This window comes from Paenibacillus sp. J31R122, assembly GCF_056269185.1.
Genome location: NZ_JBWDNM010000003.1, coordinates 144,293 through 161,468 on the forward strand (window position 1 = coordinate 144,293; position 17,176 = coordinate 161,468).

9 protein-coding genes are annotated in these 17,176 nt (G+C 46.5%); 6 read left to right on the forward strand and 3 right to left on the reverse strand.

The features are described 5' to 3' along the window. Positions 1–42: 42 nt before the first annotated feature. Positions 43–660 (reverse strand): TetR/AcrR family transcriptional regulator, encoded by a 618-nt coding sequence (locus AC0YN7_RS06970; protein WP_475809236.1) that lies wholly within the window; start codon positions 658–660, stop codon positions 43–45. A gap of 367 nt (positions 661–1,027) precedes the next feature. Here AC0YN7_RS06970 and AC0YN7_RS06975 point away from each other — a divergent pair, with 367 nt between their 5' ends. The 4 genes from AC0YN7_RS06975 to AC0YN7_RS06990 all read left to right on the forward strand — a co-directional run bounded on the left by AC0YN7_RS06975 (position 1,028) and on the right by AC0YN7_RS06990 (position 4,421). Beyond that, complete coding sequence (locus AC0YN7_RS06975) at positions 1,028–1,396, forward strand: DUF4180 domain-containing protein (protein WP_475809237.1); 369 nt, start codon at positions 1,028–1,030, stop codon at positions 1,394–1,396. Between the two features lie 231 nt (positions 1,397–1,627). Then, the gene (locus AC0YN7_RS06980) at positions 1,628–2,254 is read left to right on the forward strand and encodes a carbohydrate-binding family 9-like protein (protein ID WP_475809238.1); all 627 of its coding nucleotides are present in this window, start codon (positions 1,628–1,630) and stop codon (positions 2,252–2,254) included. A 46-nt stretch (positions 2,255–2,300) separates the two neighbouring features. Continuing rightward, positions 2,301–3,194 carry a fumarylacetoacetate hydrolase family protein gene (locus AC0YN7_RS06985; RefSeq protein ID WP_475809239.1) on the forward strand — a complete coding sequence of 298 codons (894 nt, stop codon included), beginning with the start codon at positions 2,301–2,303 and terminating at the stop codon, positions 3,192–3,194. A gap of 57 nt (positions 3,195–3,251) precedes the next feature. Next, on the forward strand, positions 3,252–4,421 hold the full coding sequence (locus tag AC0YN7_RS06990; protein WP_475809499.1) for a Gfo/Idh/MocA family protein: 1,170 nt from the start codon (positions 3,252–3,254) through the stop codon (positions 4,419–4,421). An 89-nt stretch (positions 4,422–4,510) separates the two neighbouring features. Here the strand turns inward: AC0YN7_RS06990 and AC0YN7_RS06995 are convergent, their stop codons facing one another. Next, entirely contained in the window at positions 4,511–7,594 is a 3,084-nt protein-coding gene (locus tag AC0YN7_RS06995; RefSeq protein ID WP_475809240.1) for a hypothetical protein, read from the reverse strand. Positions 7,595–7,685: 91 nt separating this feature from the next. Beyond that, entirely contained in the window at positions 7,686–12,938 is a 5,253-nt protein-coding gene (locus AC0YN7_RS07000) for a DUF4838 domain-containing protein (protein WP_475809241.1), read from the reverse strand. Between the two features lie 295 nt (positions 12,939–13,233). Here AC0YN7_RS07000 and AC0YN7_RS07005 point away from each other — a divergent pair, with 295 nt between their 5' ends. Continuing rightward, positions 13,234–15,180 (forward strand): hypothetical protein, encoded by a 1,947-nt coding sequence (locus AC0YN7_RS07005; RefSeq protein ID WP_475809242.1) that lies wholly within the window; start codon positions 13,234–13,236, stop codon positions 15,178–15,180. A 209-nt stretch (positions 15,181–15,389) separates the two neighbouring features. Then, a complete protein-coding gene (locus AC0YN7_RS07010) occupies positions 15,390–17,081 on the forward strand; it encodes an extracellular solute-binding protein (RefSeq protein ID WP_475809243.1) in 1,692 nt (563 codons plus the stop codon). Positions 17,082–17,176: the final 95 nt, after the last annotated feature.

The window sequence follows — 17,176 nt, forward strand, 5'->3', positions numbered from 1 at the left end:
AATGTTTCTCCTTTGCATGTAGAAATAACGTGAAGTATTGGACTAGAATCCGTTTCGCAAATAACTAAACATGGTGTCTAAATAATCATCGAACGTGATAGTCTCCAATGTTTCGGCGGTAGATTGACCTGGGAGCAGCACATTCATGCTGCCGTCAAGCAAGGGGAGAACGGCTCCATAAACGGCGCCGACGAGTAGGTGAGTATACCCCTCTGGATATCTTCCGCGTGACAGCTCGTGTATAGTGTCCTGAGCCGTTATTTGCAAGCTGCGAAGCGCGCTGAGGATATAGGGCTCAAGCGCCTTGTGCTGCTTCGAAAGAGAAACGAGCTGGCGCAATTTCCAAAAATGTTCTCCAGTCAGTTGCAACTTCATCAACTGATATAGGATATCAAGCGGGGCCATGTCTTCGTTTAAGCTTCCGATCCAATCGGCGACTTCATCGGCGCCTTTAAAGATGACAGCGGCCATCGCCACTGCATCCTCTTTGCAGGAGTAATGGTTCGCGAACGTTCTTCTGGAGTAACCGGCGCGCTGCACGACATCTTCGACGACGAAGCTGTCTAACCCCTTTTCCAGAGCAAGCGCGAACGCTGCATCGGCAAGGGCATTCGCGGTTGCTTCCCTTTTGATATGGCGTAGGCTTTGTTTGTTCATCATGAAACGCCTAAGCGATCACCTCTTTTCAGATAGACTGGAAGGTTTTTCAAAAATAAATGCATAAGTATATTATTGCCTAATGGGCAATAATGCACAACGGGCAATATGTTACGTATTTGTGGCATTATGAAACCAGCGTTCTCAATCCACCAGACTCCGCCAATAAAACGAAGCAACCACGTCCTGAGGATGTGGTTGCCTGTGTTATAGGGACTCAATGCTTTAAATTGCGAAAACTTTGGTGCTTCTTGGTAAGGCATGGTATAAATACAATATTAGATAAGGTGAAACCAAGCCCGAAATAGGAATGCTACAATCAAAGGACTGCTACTGAATGTTGTCGCATAAAACTTTTAGGAGGATGTTTATGAATATAGTAAAAGTTGAAGTAGGTGCGGAGAATATTGCCGTTGTGAGCAGCGACGAGATATTGATAGTGGATGTTCAGTCAGCATTGGATCTTATGGCAACCGTACAATATGAAGCAGACTGCAATCGTATCGTTCTAAACAAATCCTTGTTAAGCGAAAGCTTTTTCGATTTGAAAACACGCCTTGCAGGCGAAATCTTTCAGAAGTTCATCAATTATCGTGTGAAGGTTGCTATTATTGGAGATTTTTCCGTGTATTCAAGTAAAAGCCTTCGAGATTTCATTTTTGAATGCAATAATGGTAACGATTTCTTGTTCTTGTCGGACGAGCAACAGGCGATTGAAAAGTTAAGCAAGATGAAGTAGAAGATGAAATAGTATTTATGATCAAAGCCGCAGTCGCCCTTCGTTTTGAAGTGATGGCCACGGCTTTCTGCTGTTTGGTTCCCAGTAGCGGGAGATTGTGGACTTATTGCTACTTTTCGCGGTCTTTTTGCTAAAGAAGAATAAGGAATGTCCGCTTACACTCGTAATAGTACATTAACGAATATAATATTGGCTGGTCTAGTAGATACGGGTTTTAATTAGGAGGATCAAATGATCAAACGCGAAGCTGACCAAACATACAATTGTAAGCACGTTGACTATGAGGACGGAGTCTGGGAGAATGCGGATGCCATTCACTTGATAGATGTCGTGACCGGCGGTGTAGTCCAAGAAGAGACTATTGTAAAGGCTTGCTGGGATGCTAATGCCCTTTATGTCCGATATGAATGTGTAGATTCTTACAGTATTTCTGATTTTAAGAACCGGAATGACCCGTTGTATGATCAGGACGTTTGTGAGATTTTCATAGATGATACAGGCCTCGGTAAGGAATATGCTGAAATTGTTGTTAGCCCTAACAATGTTGTGTTCGACGTCTGGGTTACGCATGATAATGAGGACGATCCACTTGCATTTACGCTGGATCACGATTGGGAAACGAAGGGTCTTGTAACCTCAGTTGATGAGGTGGGTGAGAAAAGGATTTACACGCTCACCATTCCATTCATGAATTTTAAGCAGTATCCTACTCATGGAACGGAGTGGAGAGTGAACTTCTTCCGCATCGATGATGATCGAAGCGGGATGCGGCATTATCAAGCTTGGACTCAGATCGGGATTGCTAATTATCATGTTCCAGATTTGTTTGGTACGTTACGATTTACTGGTGGGTTTTAGAATAGAGACAAGTACGAAAATACTATTTTAACGAAGGGGTAAAACGATGAAACTACTGACTTACAAAAAGGGACAACAATACATGCTTGGCATTCGGACGGACAGAGGGGTTTTAAACGTTGCATCGGCCGCACAGCAATTGGATTTAAATATACCTTCATCGATTCATGAAGTAATCGAGCAAGGAGCGTCAGCGATCAACGCGCTGCAAGCATTGGAGGAGCAAGCTTCATCTGCGAACTTGTCATCCATTTGGTTGAACGAAGACGATCTTCAGCTGGGACCTTGTGTGACAAATCCAGGGAAAATCATTTGCGTAGGTTTGAATTATCGCAAACATGCAGAGGAAACCAATTTGCCTGTACCCGAGTATCCAATCCTATTTAATAAATTTAACAATACATTATCAGGGAATAAGGAAGATGTATCCCTTCCGAAAGTGTCCCATAAAGTTGACTATGAAGCCGAGTTGGTCATTGTTATCGGGAAAAAGGCGAAATATGTGCCTAAAGAAGAAGCGCTGAACTATGTATTCGGATATTGCAACGTGAACGATTTGTCTGCTCGCGATTTGCAGTTGCGGACACCGCAATGGTTGCTTGGCAAGACTTGTGATGGATTCTCTCCGCTCGGACCTTATTTAGTTACAGCCGACGAGGTGGGTAATCCAAATGATTTGACGATCAAGTCAATCGTTAACGGAGAGGTGCGCCAGGAGTCTAATACGAGTGATATGATTTTTTACTGCGACGAAATTGTCAGCTACATTTCGCAGCATTTCACACTATCGCCGGGAGATATCATTCTTACCGGAACGCCAGAAGGCGTCGTTATGGGCTATCCGCCGGAGCGTCAAATTTATTTGAAAGACGGTGACGTCGTAACGATTGAAATTGAGAAGCTCGGAGCATTAACCAATCGCCTTGTTGCAGAGCAATAATTACTCGAGCAAGTATTTAATATTACAATTTCTTGAGGAGGGGTCTAGGTGAGTAAAATGGTTCGGCTTGCGGTTGTTGGCGGGCAAAGAGGAGCAGCTTTCGGTAATGCGCTCAGCAGCTTGTTAGGTAAGGCGGAATTGACGGCGGTATGCGATCTGAATTCGGAAGTGTTGAGGGGGTGGAAGGAGAAGTTTCCGGGCATCACCACATACACAAGCTACGAGAAATTGCTCGAAAGCTCCCAGGTTGATGCAGTATTCCTAGCAACACCAATGTTGATCCATGCAAGTCAGGCAGTCCTTGCGCTTAAAGCGGGAAAACATGTGCTAAGTGAAGTGATCGGTTCGCATACCTTGGAAGATAGTTGGAAGTTAATTGAAGCGGTCAAGGAAACAGGCCTGACTTATATGATGGCGGAAAATTATTGTTATACACGAGAAAATATGATGGTCCAGCATATGGCCAGCGCTGGGGCATTTGGGGAAATTACTTATGCGGAGTGCGGCTATATTCACGATGTAAGAGAGTTACTGCATGGCAGTGACAGCAGCTTGACCTGGCGTGGCGAGTATATTCGAGATTTTAATGGTAGTACATATCCTACCCATTCACTCGGTCCGATCGCTAAGTGGCTCGGGATCAACAAGGAGGGTGGTGATGCTTTCGATGAGCTTATTACCGTTAACTCCAAAAGCCGGGCGTCCTCGAAATATTTTCTGGAGCATTTTGGCGCAGAACACCCAGGCTCTCAAGCTGGTTTTTGGAATCAAGGGGACAGCTCCAGTACACTTATTCGCACCAAGAACGGCGTCCTGATCTCACTTCGCGTCGATATACAGTCAGCCCGTCCTCACAACATGATGCACTATGGACTGCAAGGCACAGAAGGCTCCTATCTAGCGCCGAGGTTTGGCGGGGAAGATCCACTCGTATGGTTTGAAAAAGATCAAATTGCAGGACAACACCCGGAGTGGAAATCTTTGTGGGCCTATGAGCAGCAGTGGGAGAATCCTCACTGGAAGGAATGGTCGGAACAAGCGCTTAGCACAGGTCATGGTGGAGGGGATTTCTTCGTTATGCAGGAATTTGTCTCCTCCATTCTAGAGAATAGAAAGCCTGCTATAGATGTGTATGACGCGATGACATGGAGCTCGGTGTTCCCGCTATCTGTACAATCCGTTGCTAGCGGCTCGCCAGTGAAGTTCGTTGATTTTCTGAAGGGGTAACAGCAAAAGGGCTGGTCTCTTAAGATGCTTCAAGGATCTTAATGAGACCGGCCCTTCTTACTCACATATCTGATTTTAAAGAATGACTATTAATACCCGTTCGGCAGGGCATACAGCCTGCCTTCGCCTGGCAGCAGTAGTTGAGACAGCGTTCCGGTGGTGGGATTATAGCTCGTGTTCACCTCCAGCCCGGTGCTTTTGGATACCTCTGTTACTGTCGAAGGCTTCGGATTAACGTTAAAAGTAAATGTCTCAGCAGTGTCCAATGATTTATTGACGACCATGATATATTTCCGGTTGCTCGCGTTTTTGAAGTAGGATACGATCACGTTATCGGAGCTCTTGCCAGACTGCCAGAAGAATGTCAATGGCACGCTCTGCGAACCGGCCTCCACGACTCCGGAATGATATACGGCCTGCGAAGTTAACCCCATCAGGGTTGCGCCCCAATTTTTCACTTCGGTGTTCAAGTTTTTAACCGGAACGAATAAATCTGTCGGCACACCGTTCGCATCGATAATGCTGTTCACGAATTTTGTCGTGCCTTGATTTGTCGGTGTCCACCAGGTGAACCAGAACAACGCTTTATTTCCATAAGCAAGGCTCGTATATACGTTGAATCTCAGCTCGTTCTCGACCGGACGCCTGTAACTGCCGAAGATGCCGAACGACTGCAGGAAAGCCGCCGTATTCACACCTTTTTTCAACCCCATGGATCGAATCAACTCTTTGTTCCGGTAATAGCCGGTATTCATTCCCGATGCGTAAATGATCGGATAATGATCAAAGGTTAAGTAGCCCAGGTCCGCTGCACCAGTCGCATCGACAAGCTCCTCCAGATAGTCTTGATAACGGGAGCTGAACACGGCTCTGAAATAAAGATCGGAGCTCTGCATGGTACCGTTGGCATAAGCGCTGCCGTCGCTGTAAACGCTGGCGCTGGAATGGCCTACCCATCCGATGGAATTGTTACCGCCACCATTATGGGTCAGTTCGAAGTAATAAGTTGTATTCGGCTGCAAATCGGCCCAAACATAAAACCTCGGACGGTCACTGTTGAAGGAACGGTTTAAGGTGGATTTTCCGAGTATTTGCTGTTTGGACGTATTGTTGTATAGCGTTAATGTCAAGTACTCATCTGGCGACCACTGGACAGAAGTGGAATCGATATTCAATTCAATATACTGCAGTACTCTATCCAGTGTGGACGGCGTTTTAAAGGTCTGGCCCAATCTGTTCGTTAAAGTAACGAATGAACCGGTGCTGGCAGATGTCTGATTGACGGATTTATCCTTGGATAAGCGGTCTTTGTATACCTTGAACCAGAAATCGTAGGATTTGGCCGTACCACTCTCATATGCGCTTCCACCTGCATAAACATCAGTTGATGTTCGGATTACCCAGCCGATCGAATTGTTTCCTCCGCCGTTGAGGCTGACCTCCCAGTAATAGGACGTGTTGGGCGTAACGCTTGTATTAAGAAGGAACTTCGGGAACTGGCCGTCTCGTGGTTCCGTTAATGTATAGGACGCTAATTTCGTTGTTTTGGCCGGGGAATTCCATAAAATAAGCGTTAACGCTTCACCGCTTCCCCAGCTTGTCGGATCCAGATACAACTCAATGTAGTCGATAAAGGAGGTATCGGAAGGGGTGGTGAAGGTTTGCCCGACAGGGTTCGTACTCGTAACGAAGCTGCCGTTGCTTGTCATGGATTGCGTTAGCGCGACAAGAGAATCGGCATGAACGAGCTTGTCGCTTTCATCAAACGATGGTATTAGAGTTTGATACCGGGTTGAATACAGGCTGAAATATAAGTCGTTGCTTTTTAAAGCACCATTCTCATAAGCGTCTCCATATAAAGTGTCATTTGTCGAGGCCGTTACCCACCCGACCGAGTTGTCACCGCCTCCATTATGGGTTAATTCCCAATAATAGGACGTAAGCGGTGAGATGACGGCTTTTATTGGAAATCTTGGATAGTTGCCATTGTTGGTCGCCGATAATGAGGTCGAGCCGATCTGCGTCGTTTTGGCCGGCGAATTCCATAAGGTAAGTGTCAGCGTTTCGCCGCTGCTCCACTGGCTGCTGTCTATATTCAATTCAATCAGATCGAGGAAGGTAAACTCGGCGGGTGTGTAGAAGGTTTGCCCCAGTCGGTTTGTACTTGTAACGAAATAACCTGATCCCGTCCCTAATTGGGCGAAAATCGAATAGGGAGCTTTCTGGGAAGCTTTGTACAGTCGGAAATAAAAATCGCCCGTTACGGTGGAACCGTTCACAAAAGCTGTACCGTTCAAGTAAACATTCCCCGTCGCTGAGCCGATCCATCCGATGGAATTGTCACCACCTCCGTTGTGGGTTAATTCCCAGTAGTAGGACGTGTTGGCGGAAACAGAGGCTTTCACCGGAAAATTCGGATGCACATTGGTGCTCCCTGTAAGCGTACTTGAAGCGATCAAGGTAGTCTTGGAAGGGGAGTTCCATAGCTTTAAAGTCAGCGTCTCACCAGTTTCCCAATGATAAGCATCCACATTTAACTCAATCGATTCGATGTACACTACATCTGAAGGCGTTGTGAAGGTTTGTCCGAGTGGATTGGCGCTAGTTACGAAATAGCCGAAGTCCGTTGTATTCTGAGCCAGCACCAGAGCCGGGGATACTTCTGTTTCTACACTCGTTGGATTGATCGGGAGCATATTGATGAAATTGACGGTGTTCGATTTTTTGAACAAAAATCTGCTGTTCGCATTGGCGATGTATGGGATTTGGTTGGCAAAGGGCTCATCCATGATGTAGTATCCGCCTAGTGCAGGATGATTCTTGTAGCTATCGGCCATTGCGTCAATTTGCGCATTCGTAGCCGTATTAAGATAAATATCGTTGAATCGAGCATCGGAAGCGACTACCTTCATTCCTCTGTCTTCTGCCAAGTCCAGCATCGTATTGCTGATCGTTTCGGTTATTAAATCCGTTGAAGGGGTATTGACAATCCAATTGATATTCGCTTCCTGCAAATAATCGTATTGCGTGGCATTCGTATGAGAAGTTATCGGCGGCCAATAAATGCCGATTTTGAAATCCGTATTGACATAAGCAAGCGATGGTTGAGGTATGAGCAGAATGAGGAACATCAAGGTGACAACGGCTTTCTTAATAGATCCGATTTTTTTCATGTCCGGACACATCCTCTTCAAAATAAGATGACAAATCAGAACAACGAATGTGGGAAAAACGGTGGGAAGATGTAGTCCCACCGTTTTTCGTTCAGTTTACTTTAATAATTTCTGCGTCATCGAAGTAAATCGTTTCACCGGACTGGAAATCGGTTAGCAGAATGAGTAATTGCGTGTCTGTGACCGCTTGGCCGCTGTATTCGGCGGTCATATCGAATTCAAAGGTATGTGACTTCCAGTTTCCGCCTGATGCCGAGGCTTGGCTTGGATTGGATACTAACGCTGTAAGTGGTGTCGTTCCATTCTTGGGCGTGATGACCCACTGCACTTTTCCATTTGATGTGGCAGATGATCTATAATGGAACACTGCGGTGTAATGTCCGGGCTCCAGTGCCGACAGATCTTGAACGATTCCACCTGCGTAGTGGTACTGCGCGACCATACCGGATTGTCCCGTACGTTTAATCGTATTGGAACGGGATATCCCTTCGGCGGAGTACCACCAGTTCTGGGGAAGTTCGGTTACAGCATCCCACTGCTCGAAGGACGGATCGTTGCTGACGGTCGTATAGCCTTCCAAGCGCGGAATTTCGACAGCGTTGGTGGATATCGTGTCGTTCGACTGATAGATGATCTCGTACGTCGCTTGCTGTACCCAAGGCTGTCTTGTAATAACAGGAACCGATAGCTTCGCCGTAAGGGTGTTCGCATCCCATGATACGAGAGTCGAATTGATCGTGACCGGTTGTTCGCCGTTGATCAACCTTACTGTGAAATCTGCTGTGGTCGGCGCCTGTTCTGGTGATTCATTAAAGACAACGTCGATCGAGCCATCCGCTGCCTGTGCCGACGATAACGTCGGCTGCGTGGAGGCTGCGTCCACGCGGATAATTTCCGCGTCATCGATGAAAATCGTATTGCCTGGCTCGAAATCCGTAAGCAGAATGAGTAATTGCGTATCCGTAACCGCTTGGCCGCTGTAGCTGGCAGCCATGTCGAATTCGAAGGTGTGCGTCATCCAGTTACCGTCAGATGCCGAGGCTTGGCTTGGATTGGATACTAACGCTGTAAGCGGTGTAGTTCCATTCTTGGGCGTGATGACCCACTGCACTTTTCCATTTGATGTGGCAGATGTTCTATAATGGAACACCGCGATATAATGTCCTGGCTCCAGTGCCGACAGATCCTGAACGATCCCGCCCGCGTAGCGGTACTGCGCAACCATGCCGGATTGCCCTGTACGTTTAATCGTATCGGAACGGGAGATCCCCTCTGCGGAATACCACCAGTTCTGAGGAAGTCCGGTTGCGGCATTCCACTGCTCGAAAGACGAATCGTTGCTGACGGTCGTATAGCCTTCCGATCGCGGAATCTCAACGGCGTTGGTGGATATCGTGTCGGTCGACTGATAGGTGATCTCGTATGTCGCTTGCTGCACCCACGGCTTTCTTGTAATAAGAGGAACCGATAGCTTCGCCGTAAGGGTGTTCGCATCCCAAGATACGAGAGTCGAATTGATCGTGACCGGTTGTTCGCTGTTGATTAACCGTACGGTGAAATCGGCTGCGGTCGGCGCTTGTTCCGTTGCTTCATTGAAGACAACGTCGATCGAGCTTTCCGCCGCTTGCGCGGCAGCTAAGAGCGGCAGTCCGAAAGCTTCATTCGCCTGATACAGCTCGTAATCGTCAATGTACATCGTACCACCCTCGAAGAAGCCGTTGACGATGGCAGCCATCTGCACTTTCTTGACAGGAATTCCGTTTACGCGCGCCGGGATTTTATCCATGATCTGAATGTTTTCCCATCTGCCCAGAGACAAGTAGAAAGGCTGCCGTTCGCTCTTGATCGTAGACAGCTTCTGTCCGTTCTCATCAAGCAGATTCAGCTCGATCCATATATCCCCGACAGTCCTCGTATCTTCGGTCACATAGTATTTGAGCCGCGATATGATCAAGCCAGTCTTCGCATCGACAGTCTGATTAATGTCGCCGTAGTAGAAGTTGTGAACATAGATGCTAGAGTTGCCCGAATTGACTTCCACAGATGGCTCTGTATCGTCTTTCCATTCAAACTTTCCGAAATTGACAATATTTGCGCCCCAGTCCTTGGCTGTCACTTTGGTGTCGGCGGGATCGCCTGCTTCTTCGAAGGAAGAGTTCAAATTGATCGGTCCTTCATCGACGGCTCTTAACAGCATCTCGGCATAGTTTCTTGTCATATCGGGCTGATCGGCGGCTGTTAACGCATTCAACCGTAGTCTTACAGGTCCGCCATTCGCTTCGTAAGTATCGATATAGTCGGCGAGCCTCCAGAAGGCGTTGGCGTTCAATCCGGACCAGAGCAATGTGCTTTCGCTGCGCGGATCCCATTGATGTCTCAGCAAGTTATCTGACTTGTACTCTTCGACTAACTCGATCCGCTTTCTGGCGTATGCCATTTTTGGTTCAAAATCGAGTGAGTATTCCAGTAAGTCTAGGGCTGCATCCGCATCAGACAGCGGTCCAACCGCTTTCGGATAGCTTAATGCAGAAGCTTCGTAATATTCGAAGGCTTTAAGTAGAAGATTGGCTCTCGCTTTCTGAGCATCCGTCTGTGATTTCTCAACGGCTGATTCCAGCCAGCTTCTGCTTTGGGCGATCTCCTCGTCCGTTACCGCTGATAAATAAGCTGCAGAGTTGTACATGAAATAGACAGTGTTCTTCCGACCTTGGAACCAATCTGTCTCAGTAATTCGGTTCTCCCAAAAATCTTCCCAGTGGTCGTAATAAGCTTTCAAGTAAGGGGCTGCTTCAGGACCGACGGCTCTTTCGTACCACTCATCAACCAAGGTGTCGACGTCTTGCTCGGGGTTCCAAAGCAGCTTGGTCATCAGCCAAATTTTCGGCGCCTCACCCCAGTTCGGGAATAGTTCGCCGTAGCTAGCAACTACGTTATTGTTGGCAGCATAACGATAGTTGTCCGCCATTAGATGATTGTAGATTCGCGGCAGTACATAAGGTGTTCCGTAGTTGTAATCGTAAAATCCGATATATTCCGCTCTTTGCAGCCATTGCTCGACGATCGCTTGATCGTACTCACGCACTTCTGGGTCGCTCCATGCAAGTCGGTCTTTTGTCAAATAAGGAACAACTCGCTCATTCAGTTTGAATGAAGGCGGGTCATATACTTCCTGATAAGCGAGAAGCCCGAACCATTTGTCCGGATATTGTTCAAGCACTCTCTCGACGACTTTATTGACCCAGGCATAATAAATTTCAGACATATCCGGCAGTCCGAGGGAATTTATTTTATCCGTATAGTTCGGATGATGTGGCAGTGCTTCGCAGAAGCCTCCATTATCGTTAACCCCAAGAGAGACTGAAGAAGCATTCGGATTGTCTCGGAAGTAGTTCGAGATCCAATTAACTGCGAAATCTACAGTTGCATCGTTGCTATAGCACGGCTGCCAGCCGTAGAAATAAACAGGGATAAGCGGATTGCCTTCTTCGTCATGCGGGTAGAAGTCGGGATTTTCCTCATAATTGACACCAGGCAGGAACATCCACCATAAATTATGATCGAATCCGACATTTTGAACTCGCAGCCGATTTCGAACGGCCCACTCATATTGTGATGGGTCATTGCCACCTTCATTCACATATTGAAGGGGCCACATCATGCGTGACCAGAATGCTGGTTCCTGTTTCACATTCGTAAGCGGAACAGTCAAATTCGCAAGCTGAGGAACATCTTCACCGATTTCACCGGGAAGCAGCCAACGCACACCTATATAGCGCTCCAAAAATTCGTATACGCCAAATTCTGTCCCAATCTCTTTCTTTCCTAGTATAGTGATATCTTTCTGACGGGGAAGGATTATGAATCCGTCATCCAGCATTCCCTCCAACATGCTAGAAGCCTTTGTTTCTTGGCCGGGCGCTGCTTTACCGATATAAATCCGATTATTATCTCTGTTTTCAGTATTTTGGGAATATTCATATTCTGTCATAACGGAAAGCTGAGTTCCGGTAGACTTAAGAATATATTTTGTAAGTGTGTTCGCCGCAGCGATTATTTTCTCGGATGCGTCATCAGATAGTATGATCACTGCATTGGATTGACCATTGGTTACGACAGACATCTTACCAGGCTCGGCAGGGCTGCCGGGCCCATCAGAGCCGGTTGGTGTTCCTGTTTTAGGAGCTCCCGTTCCATCAATTTGCAATGGCATTTTTTCGAAAGTGGAGCCTGCCGCCAGCTCCTTCAAGATAGCACTTTTAATTGTTCCTTGACCGAGCACTTTAATTAAGGCTTCGGCGATCATTGATGTAATGGAGGAACTGCTTTCTAGTTCAAAGATGGCGGAAGTAAGGATATTTATTGAAGCAATAACCGTCTTCCCCTGTAGAACAATGCGGACGGTTCCAGTCTTTTTATCAATAGTAACAGCAGATAGGATGCTATCCGTGAGATGTATGCTGTTTTCTCCGCCGCCTCTAATCTCCGTATGTCCACGAACTTCTACGTTTTTCAGATAAACGTCTCCTTCACCGATCCCCTCCGTGAGCAACAGGTCTCCAGTAATGACCATGTTCTGAAGCGTAACGCCAGCCGCATGTACGGTATAGTTTCCTTCAATCGTTTGAACCCCCGACGAAGGACCATAGGTTCCGGCTATCGCGGCAGAATGGACTTTTCTATATTCCAGGGCTCTGTTTAAGGCGACTACGATTTCCGCGCGTGTAATCGTATGATGAGGCCGGAAGCTTCCATCCTCGAAACCGATCATCAGCTTCATGTCTGCAATGGCGGCAATTTGCACCCTGCTCCAAGTAGAGAAGGAGTCTGCATCTGTGAAGGAATTCGACGATCCATCTGTGTCGCTCAGATCAAGTAATCGGGAAATCATAACCGCCGCTTCCTCGCGGGTTACTTCCTTTTGTGGCCTCAAAGTTCCATCTGAGTAGCCGGTCACATATTGTGCTTTAACGGCCTTGGCCACCTCGGTATATGCCCAATTGCCAATCTCGACATCGCTAAATGAGATTGGTGCTTCTTCTACAAATCCGAAGGAGCGGTTGACGAGTGCCATTAATTCACCGCGAGAGAGCTTGTTGTTGGGCCGGAACGTATGATCCTGATAACCCTTGATAAAGCCTTTGTTTAACCAGTCAAGCAGTTGAGCCTCAGCCCAGTGGCCTGTTACATCGGATAAGCTGGAGACAGCTGTTCCGGCTACAGGGTTAATCGAAGGTTCAACTGCATACACTTGCTTGCCGCCGATCAGAGTCCCGAAAGCTGATGAGATAAGGCACAGTGTTAAAGTGAAGCTAAAGAGCTTGCGCAACAATCGGTGCGTTTTCATTCCATCACTCCATTCACGAATCATTTAGTCATAACTTCATCAAAAAGGAAACGCTTACATTGAAAATGAACTTGAATCGTGGAACCGATACCTACATATCTCGCCCCTTTCACGTACAATATATAAAATATTATATATAATTCAACTCGATTTTAATGGTATCACTTTCACTTTGTCAATACATGTTTTGTCATACACGTTTTGAGTACAATGGCTAGGTAGTTGTGTGTAAATAGTTATTGACACTTATTGAAAATTATATATAATGCATAATATATAAGTTGGGAGGGGTGGTATGAATCGGAAATCTGATCAACAACGTACTCATTATATTCACGTCATTGCACATGTTAACGAGACGATTCATTTCGCGGCACATGAATTAGCCCGTTATTTGGAAGAGGTAACATCTTCCAATTTTAACCTCGAAAGTGCGGAACAATATGATCCTAAAAATGAAGGGATTTGGATTGGTCTTCCTTATGATTTCCCGGAAGCTCCGTCTACTGTAACTGATTTGGGAGCGTATGATGATGCGATGTGGATCGATGTAACTCAAGGACATGGAATCATTAGTGGGTCAAATCCACGTAGCGTGTTACTTTCCGTCTATCGATTTCTGACTGAGCTCGGCTGCAGATGGGTGAGGCCTGGCGCGGACGGACAATATTTGCCGAAGAGAGAGATTGCTTCATTCAAGGCAGCCGTATGTGAGCGTGCATCATATCGGTACAGGGGCATTTGCATTGAAGGGGCAGTCAGTGTCGAGCATGTGGCCGATATGATCGATTGGATGGCTAAGGTTGGATTCAACAGCTATTTCATTCAGTTCAGGGAAGCGTATTTTTTCTTCGAACGGTGGTACAACCATTTGAACAATCCACTGAAAAGCCCATCTGGAGAATTTAACGTCGAAGCAGCTAGAGAATATGTCGCGATGTTGAAGCAAGAGATTCAAAAAAGAGGATTGATCTATCAGGCGGTGGGACATGGGTGGACTTGCGCACCTTTCGGAATCCAGGGATTAAGCTGGGAAAAGTGGGGTCAGGAGGTTGATCCGGATATTGCCCAATACTTCGCACAAGTAGATGGAGTACGGCAATTATGGCAAGGCATTCCGATAAATACGGAGCTCTGTTATTCGAATCCAGAAGTCCGCAGCAGAATGATTGAAGAAATCGTGCTTTATTCTTCCTTGCATCCGGAGGTTGATTTGCTGCATGTGTGGTTGTCAGATGGTTTCAATAATCATTGCGAGTGCGAGCGGTGCGTTCACGTTATGCCTTCCGACTTATATGTCCGATTGATGAACGATCTGGACGAAGCTTTGACTGCCCAAGGATTGGTAACCCGCATCGTATTTCTTATTTATCATGAGCTTCTGTGGCCACCAGAGTTTGAGAAGATCCATAATCCAGACCGTTTCGTCATGCAATTTGCTCCAATCACCCGCTCCTATCGGCAATCTTTCGCGATGATGGATCGCGTTCCTGTTATACCCCCGTTTTCTAGAAACCGGGTAGAGCTGCCGCTAACTATTGAGGAGAATGTAAGCTTCCTTCATTCATGGAAAAGCGGATTTCATGGAGACAGCTTCGATTTCGACTATCATTACATGTGGGCTCATCAGAGGGATTCCGGTTATATCCATATCGCTCGAATCGTATACGATGATATCCGAGAGCTTCATCGGATCGGCCTGAATGGTTTTGTCAGCTGCCAGGTACAGCGAGCTTTCTTCCCAAACGGCATTGGCATGTCGGTAATGGCCAGGACATTATGGAACAAGGAGCTGGACTTCGCCGTAATGGTAGACGATTATTTCGAGAGCACTTATGGGGAGGACGGCTCTCTGTGCTTGAAATATTCGGAGGAATTATCAAGACTGTATTTCGATCTTCATCTGGAGAATAAGGCTGCTTGGAGCGACGTGGAGCATCTGTCTGTCTTTCATCTTATCCATTCACAGATCTGTCAATTTCAAAGTGTGATCGAGAAGAATACCCATCAGACGAATTTGTGTCATGCCGCTTCGTGGAGCTATTTAAAGTTGCATGCGGAGATATGGACGGAGATGACGCATGCTCTGCAATCGCTTTATCAAGGCGATGACGAACGGGCACATCGAATCTGGGAAGGCGTCAAAGCTTTGGTATGGGCAAATGAAGACCGCTGTTATCATGTATTTGATGTATATAATTTTGTCGGAGTATGGGATGAGCTTTTTTTGAAAGCGCTATAATTAATTGTTGACAAATGTTCAATACGCTGTTAATTTAAATATCATATATTATATATAATGCATAAGATGCAAGCTTACTTCCTCCATGAAAAGACTAGAAGAAAGGAAATTTCCAATAACTTTGTAGGGAGGTGTTGCAGTACATAAAGAGATATGTGCCTATTCATTTACGTAAGAAGCGGAAGTTAAAAAACAAGGAGGGTTATTCTATGAAGCGCACGTTTGCAATGATATTCTCATTCCTATTAATGGTTACCGTTGTTCTTTCTGCTTGTAGTGAAAAAGAAGAGACAAATAATGTATCCTCAACACCGACTTCGACAGCAACGCAATCGCAAACCGCGGAACCATCGCAGCCGGCATCGGACGACGGAATGAAGGATGGCAAGTACGATCCAGTCATTACGATTACAACTGTTACGGATAAAAAACCGACTGTTAAATATACGAATGGCGACACCCTTGATAACAATCCGTGGACAAGAGGCTATGAGAAGGATTTAGGCATCAAACTAAAATATTTATGGGAAGTTGATCAGGCTCAGTATAAACAGAAGATGAATCTTACGATCGCATCCGGAGACTTGCCCGATTTCTTCAAAGTTGATCAGGAGCAATTTAAGCAATTGCGCGATGCGGATTTGCTCGAAGATTTGACCGAAGCGTACGACAAGTATGCTTCCGATCGCGTTAAATCTGTGATGGAGGATGCAGGGGATGTTGTGATGAAGTCTGCAACCTACGACGGGAAGCTGATGGCAGTTCCTTATACTTTTCCTACAAGAGAAGCGGCCGAGATGATCTGGATCCGTTCTGACTGGATGGAGAAGCTGAATCTGCCCGAGCCTAAGACGATGCAGGACGTGCTGGCGATAGCCGAAGCGTTCACAACGCAGGATCCGGACGGCAACAACAAGAATGATACGTTTGGATTGGCGCTCGACAAAGACTTCGCTGCCATCAACGGATTTCTGAACGGGTTTCACGCTTACAAAGGCATCTGGCTCGACGATAACAGCGGCCAACTTGTATACAGCACAATTCAACCGCAAATGAAACAAGCATTAAGTGTGCTCCAGGAAATGTTTAAGAACGGCCAGATTGATCCGGAATTCGGCTCCAAAGCGTTCGATAAAGTTGGAGAAGATATTGCGGCTGGAAAGATCGGAATGCTTTACAACCCGTTCTGGGCACCTATGTATCCGCTTCAAACAAACGCAGATAAAGACCCGAAAGCGGAATGGAAGTTTTATCCGATCGTATCCATTGATTCCGAACCAGCCAAATTCCAAGCGGAGCTTGGCGTAAATCCCACATTCGGTTATTGGGTCGTGAAGAAAGGCTCCGCTCGTCCAGAGGCGATGCTGAAGATGCTTGATTATTATCTCGCCCTTAACGAAAGTATCGATCCAGAAGTTATATCGGAAATGATGATAGGTGAAGAAGGTGCGGAAATTTGGCAAATGAACGCGATTCTCGCCAGCAAATCATTTGGAAACTCCGATGGATGGCTGAGAATTTCGGGAGCATTAAAATCGGGAGACACTTCTGGTTTAGGCGCAGGCGATAAAACGGTTCTGAAAAACGTGCAAACCGCGTTAGACGGCGACCGTGCATTGTGGTCATGGAAAAAAGTTTACGGCGTGGAAGGATCGCTCGGTCAGGCGAACGAATATCGCAAAAACAATTTGTACCAAACCAATGCGTTCTACGGTGCGGCTGTATCGGCTTCGGTCGATAAGGGTCCGACGTTATCGAAGCTGGAGAACGAGACGTTTACGAAGATTATTTTGGGTAAAATGTCAATCGACGAATTCGATAAATTCATCAGCGACTGGAACAAGTACGGCGGAGACGAAGTTGCGAAGCAAGTAAACGAATGGGCGGCGAACAATAAGTAATCATCCATACTCAGGAACGAAGCTGAGGGAAGGGAACGCTAAAAATGGGTCGCTCTTCCCCGCTTTCCCCTTTAAATGATCAAAATTGCTGAAGG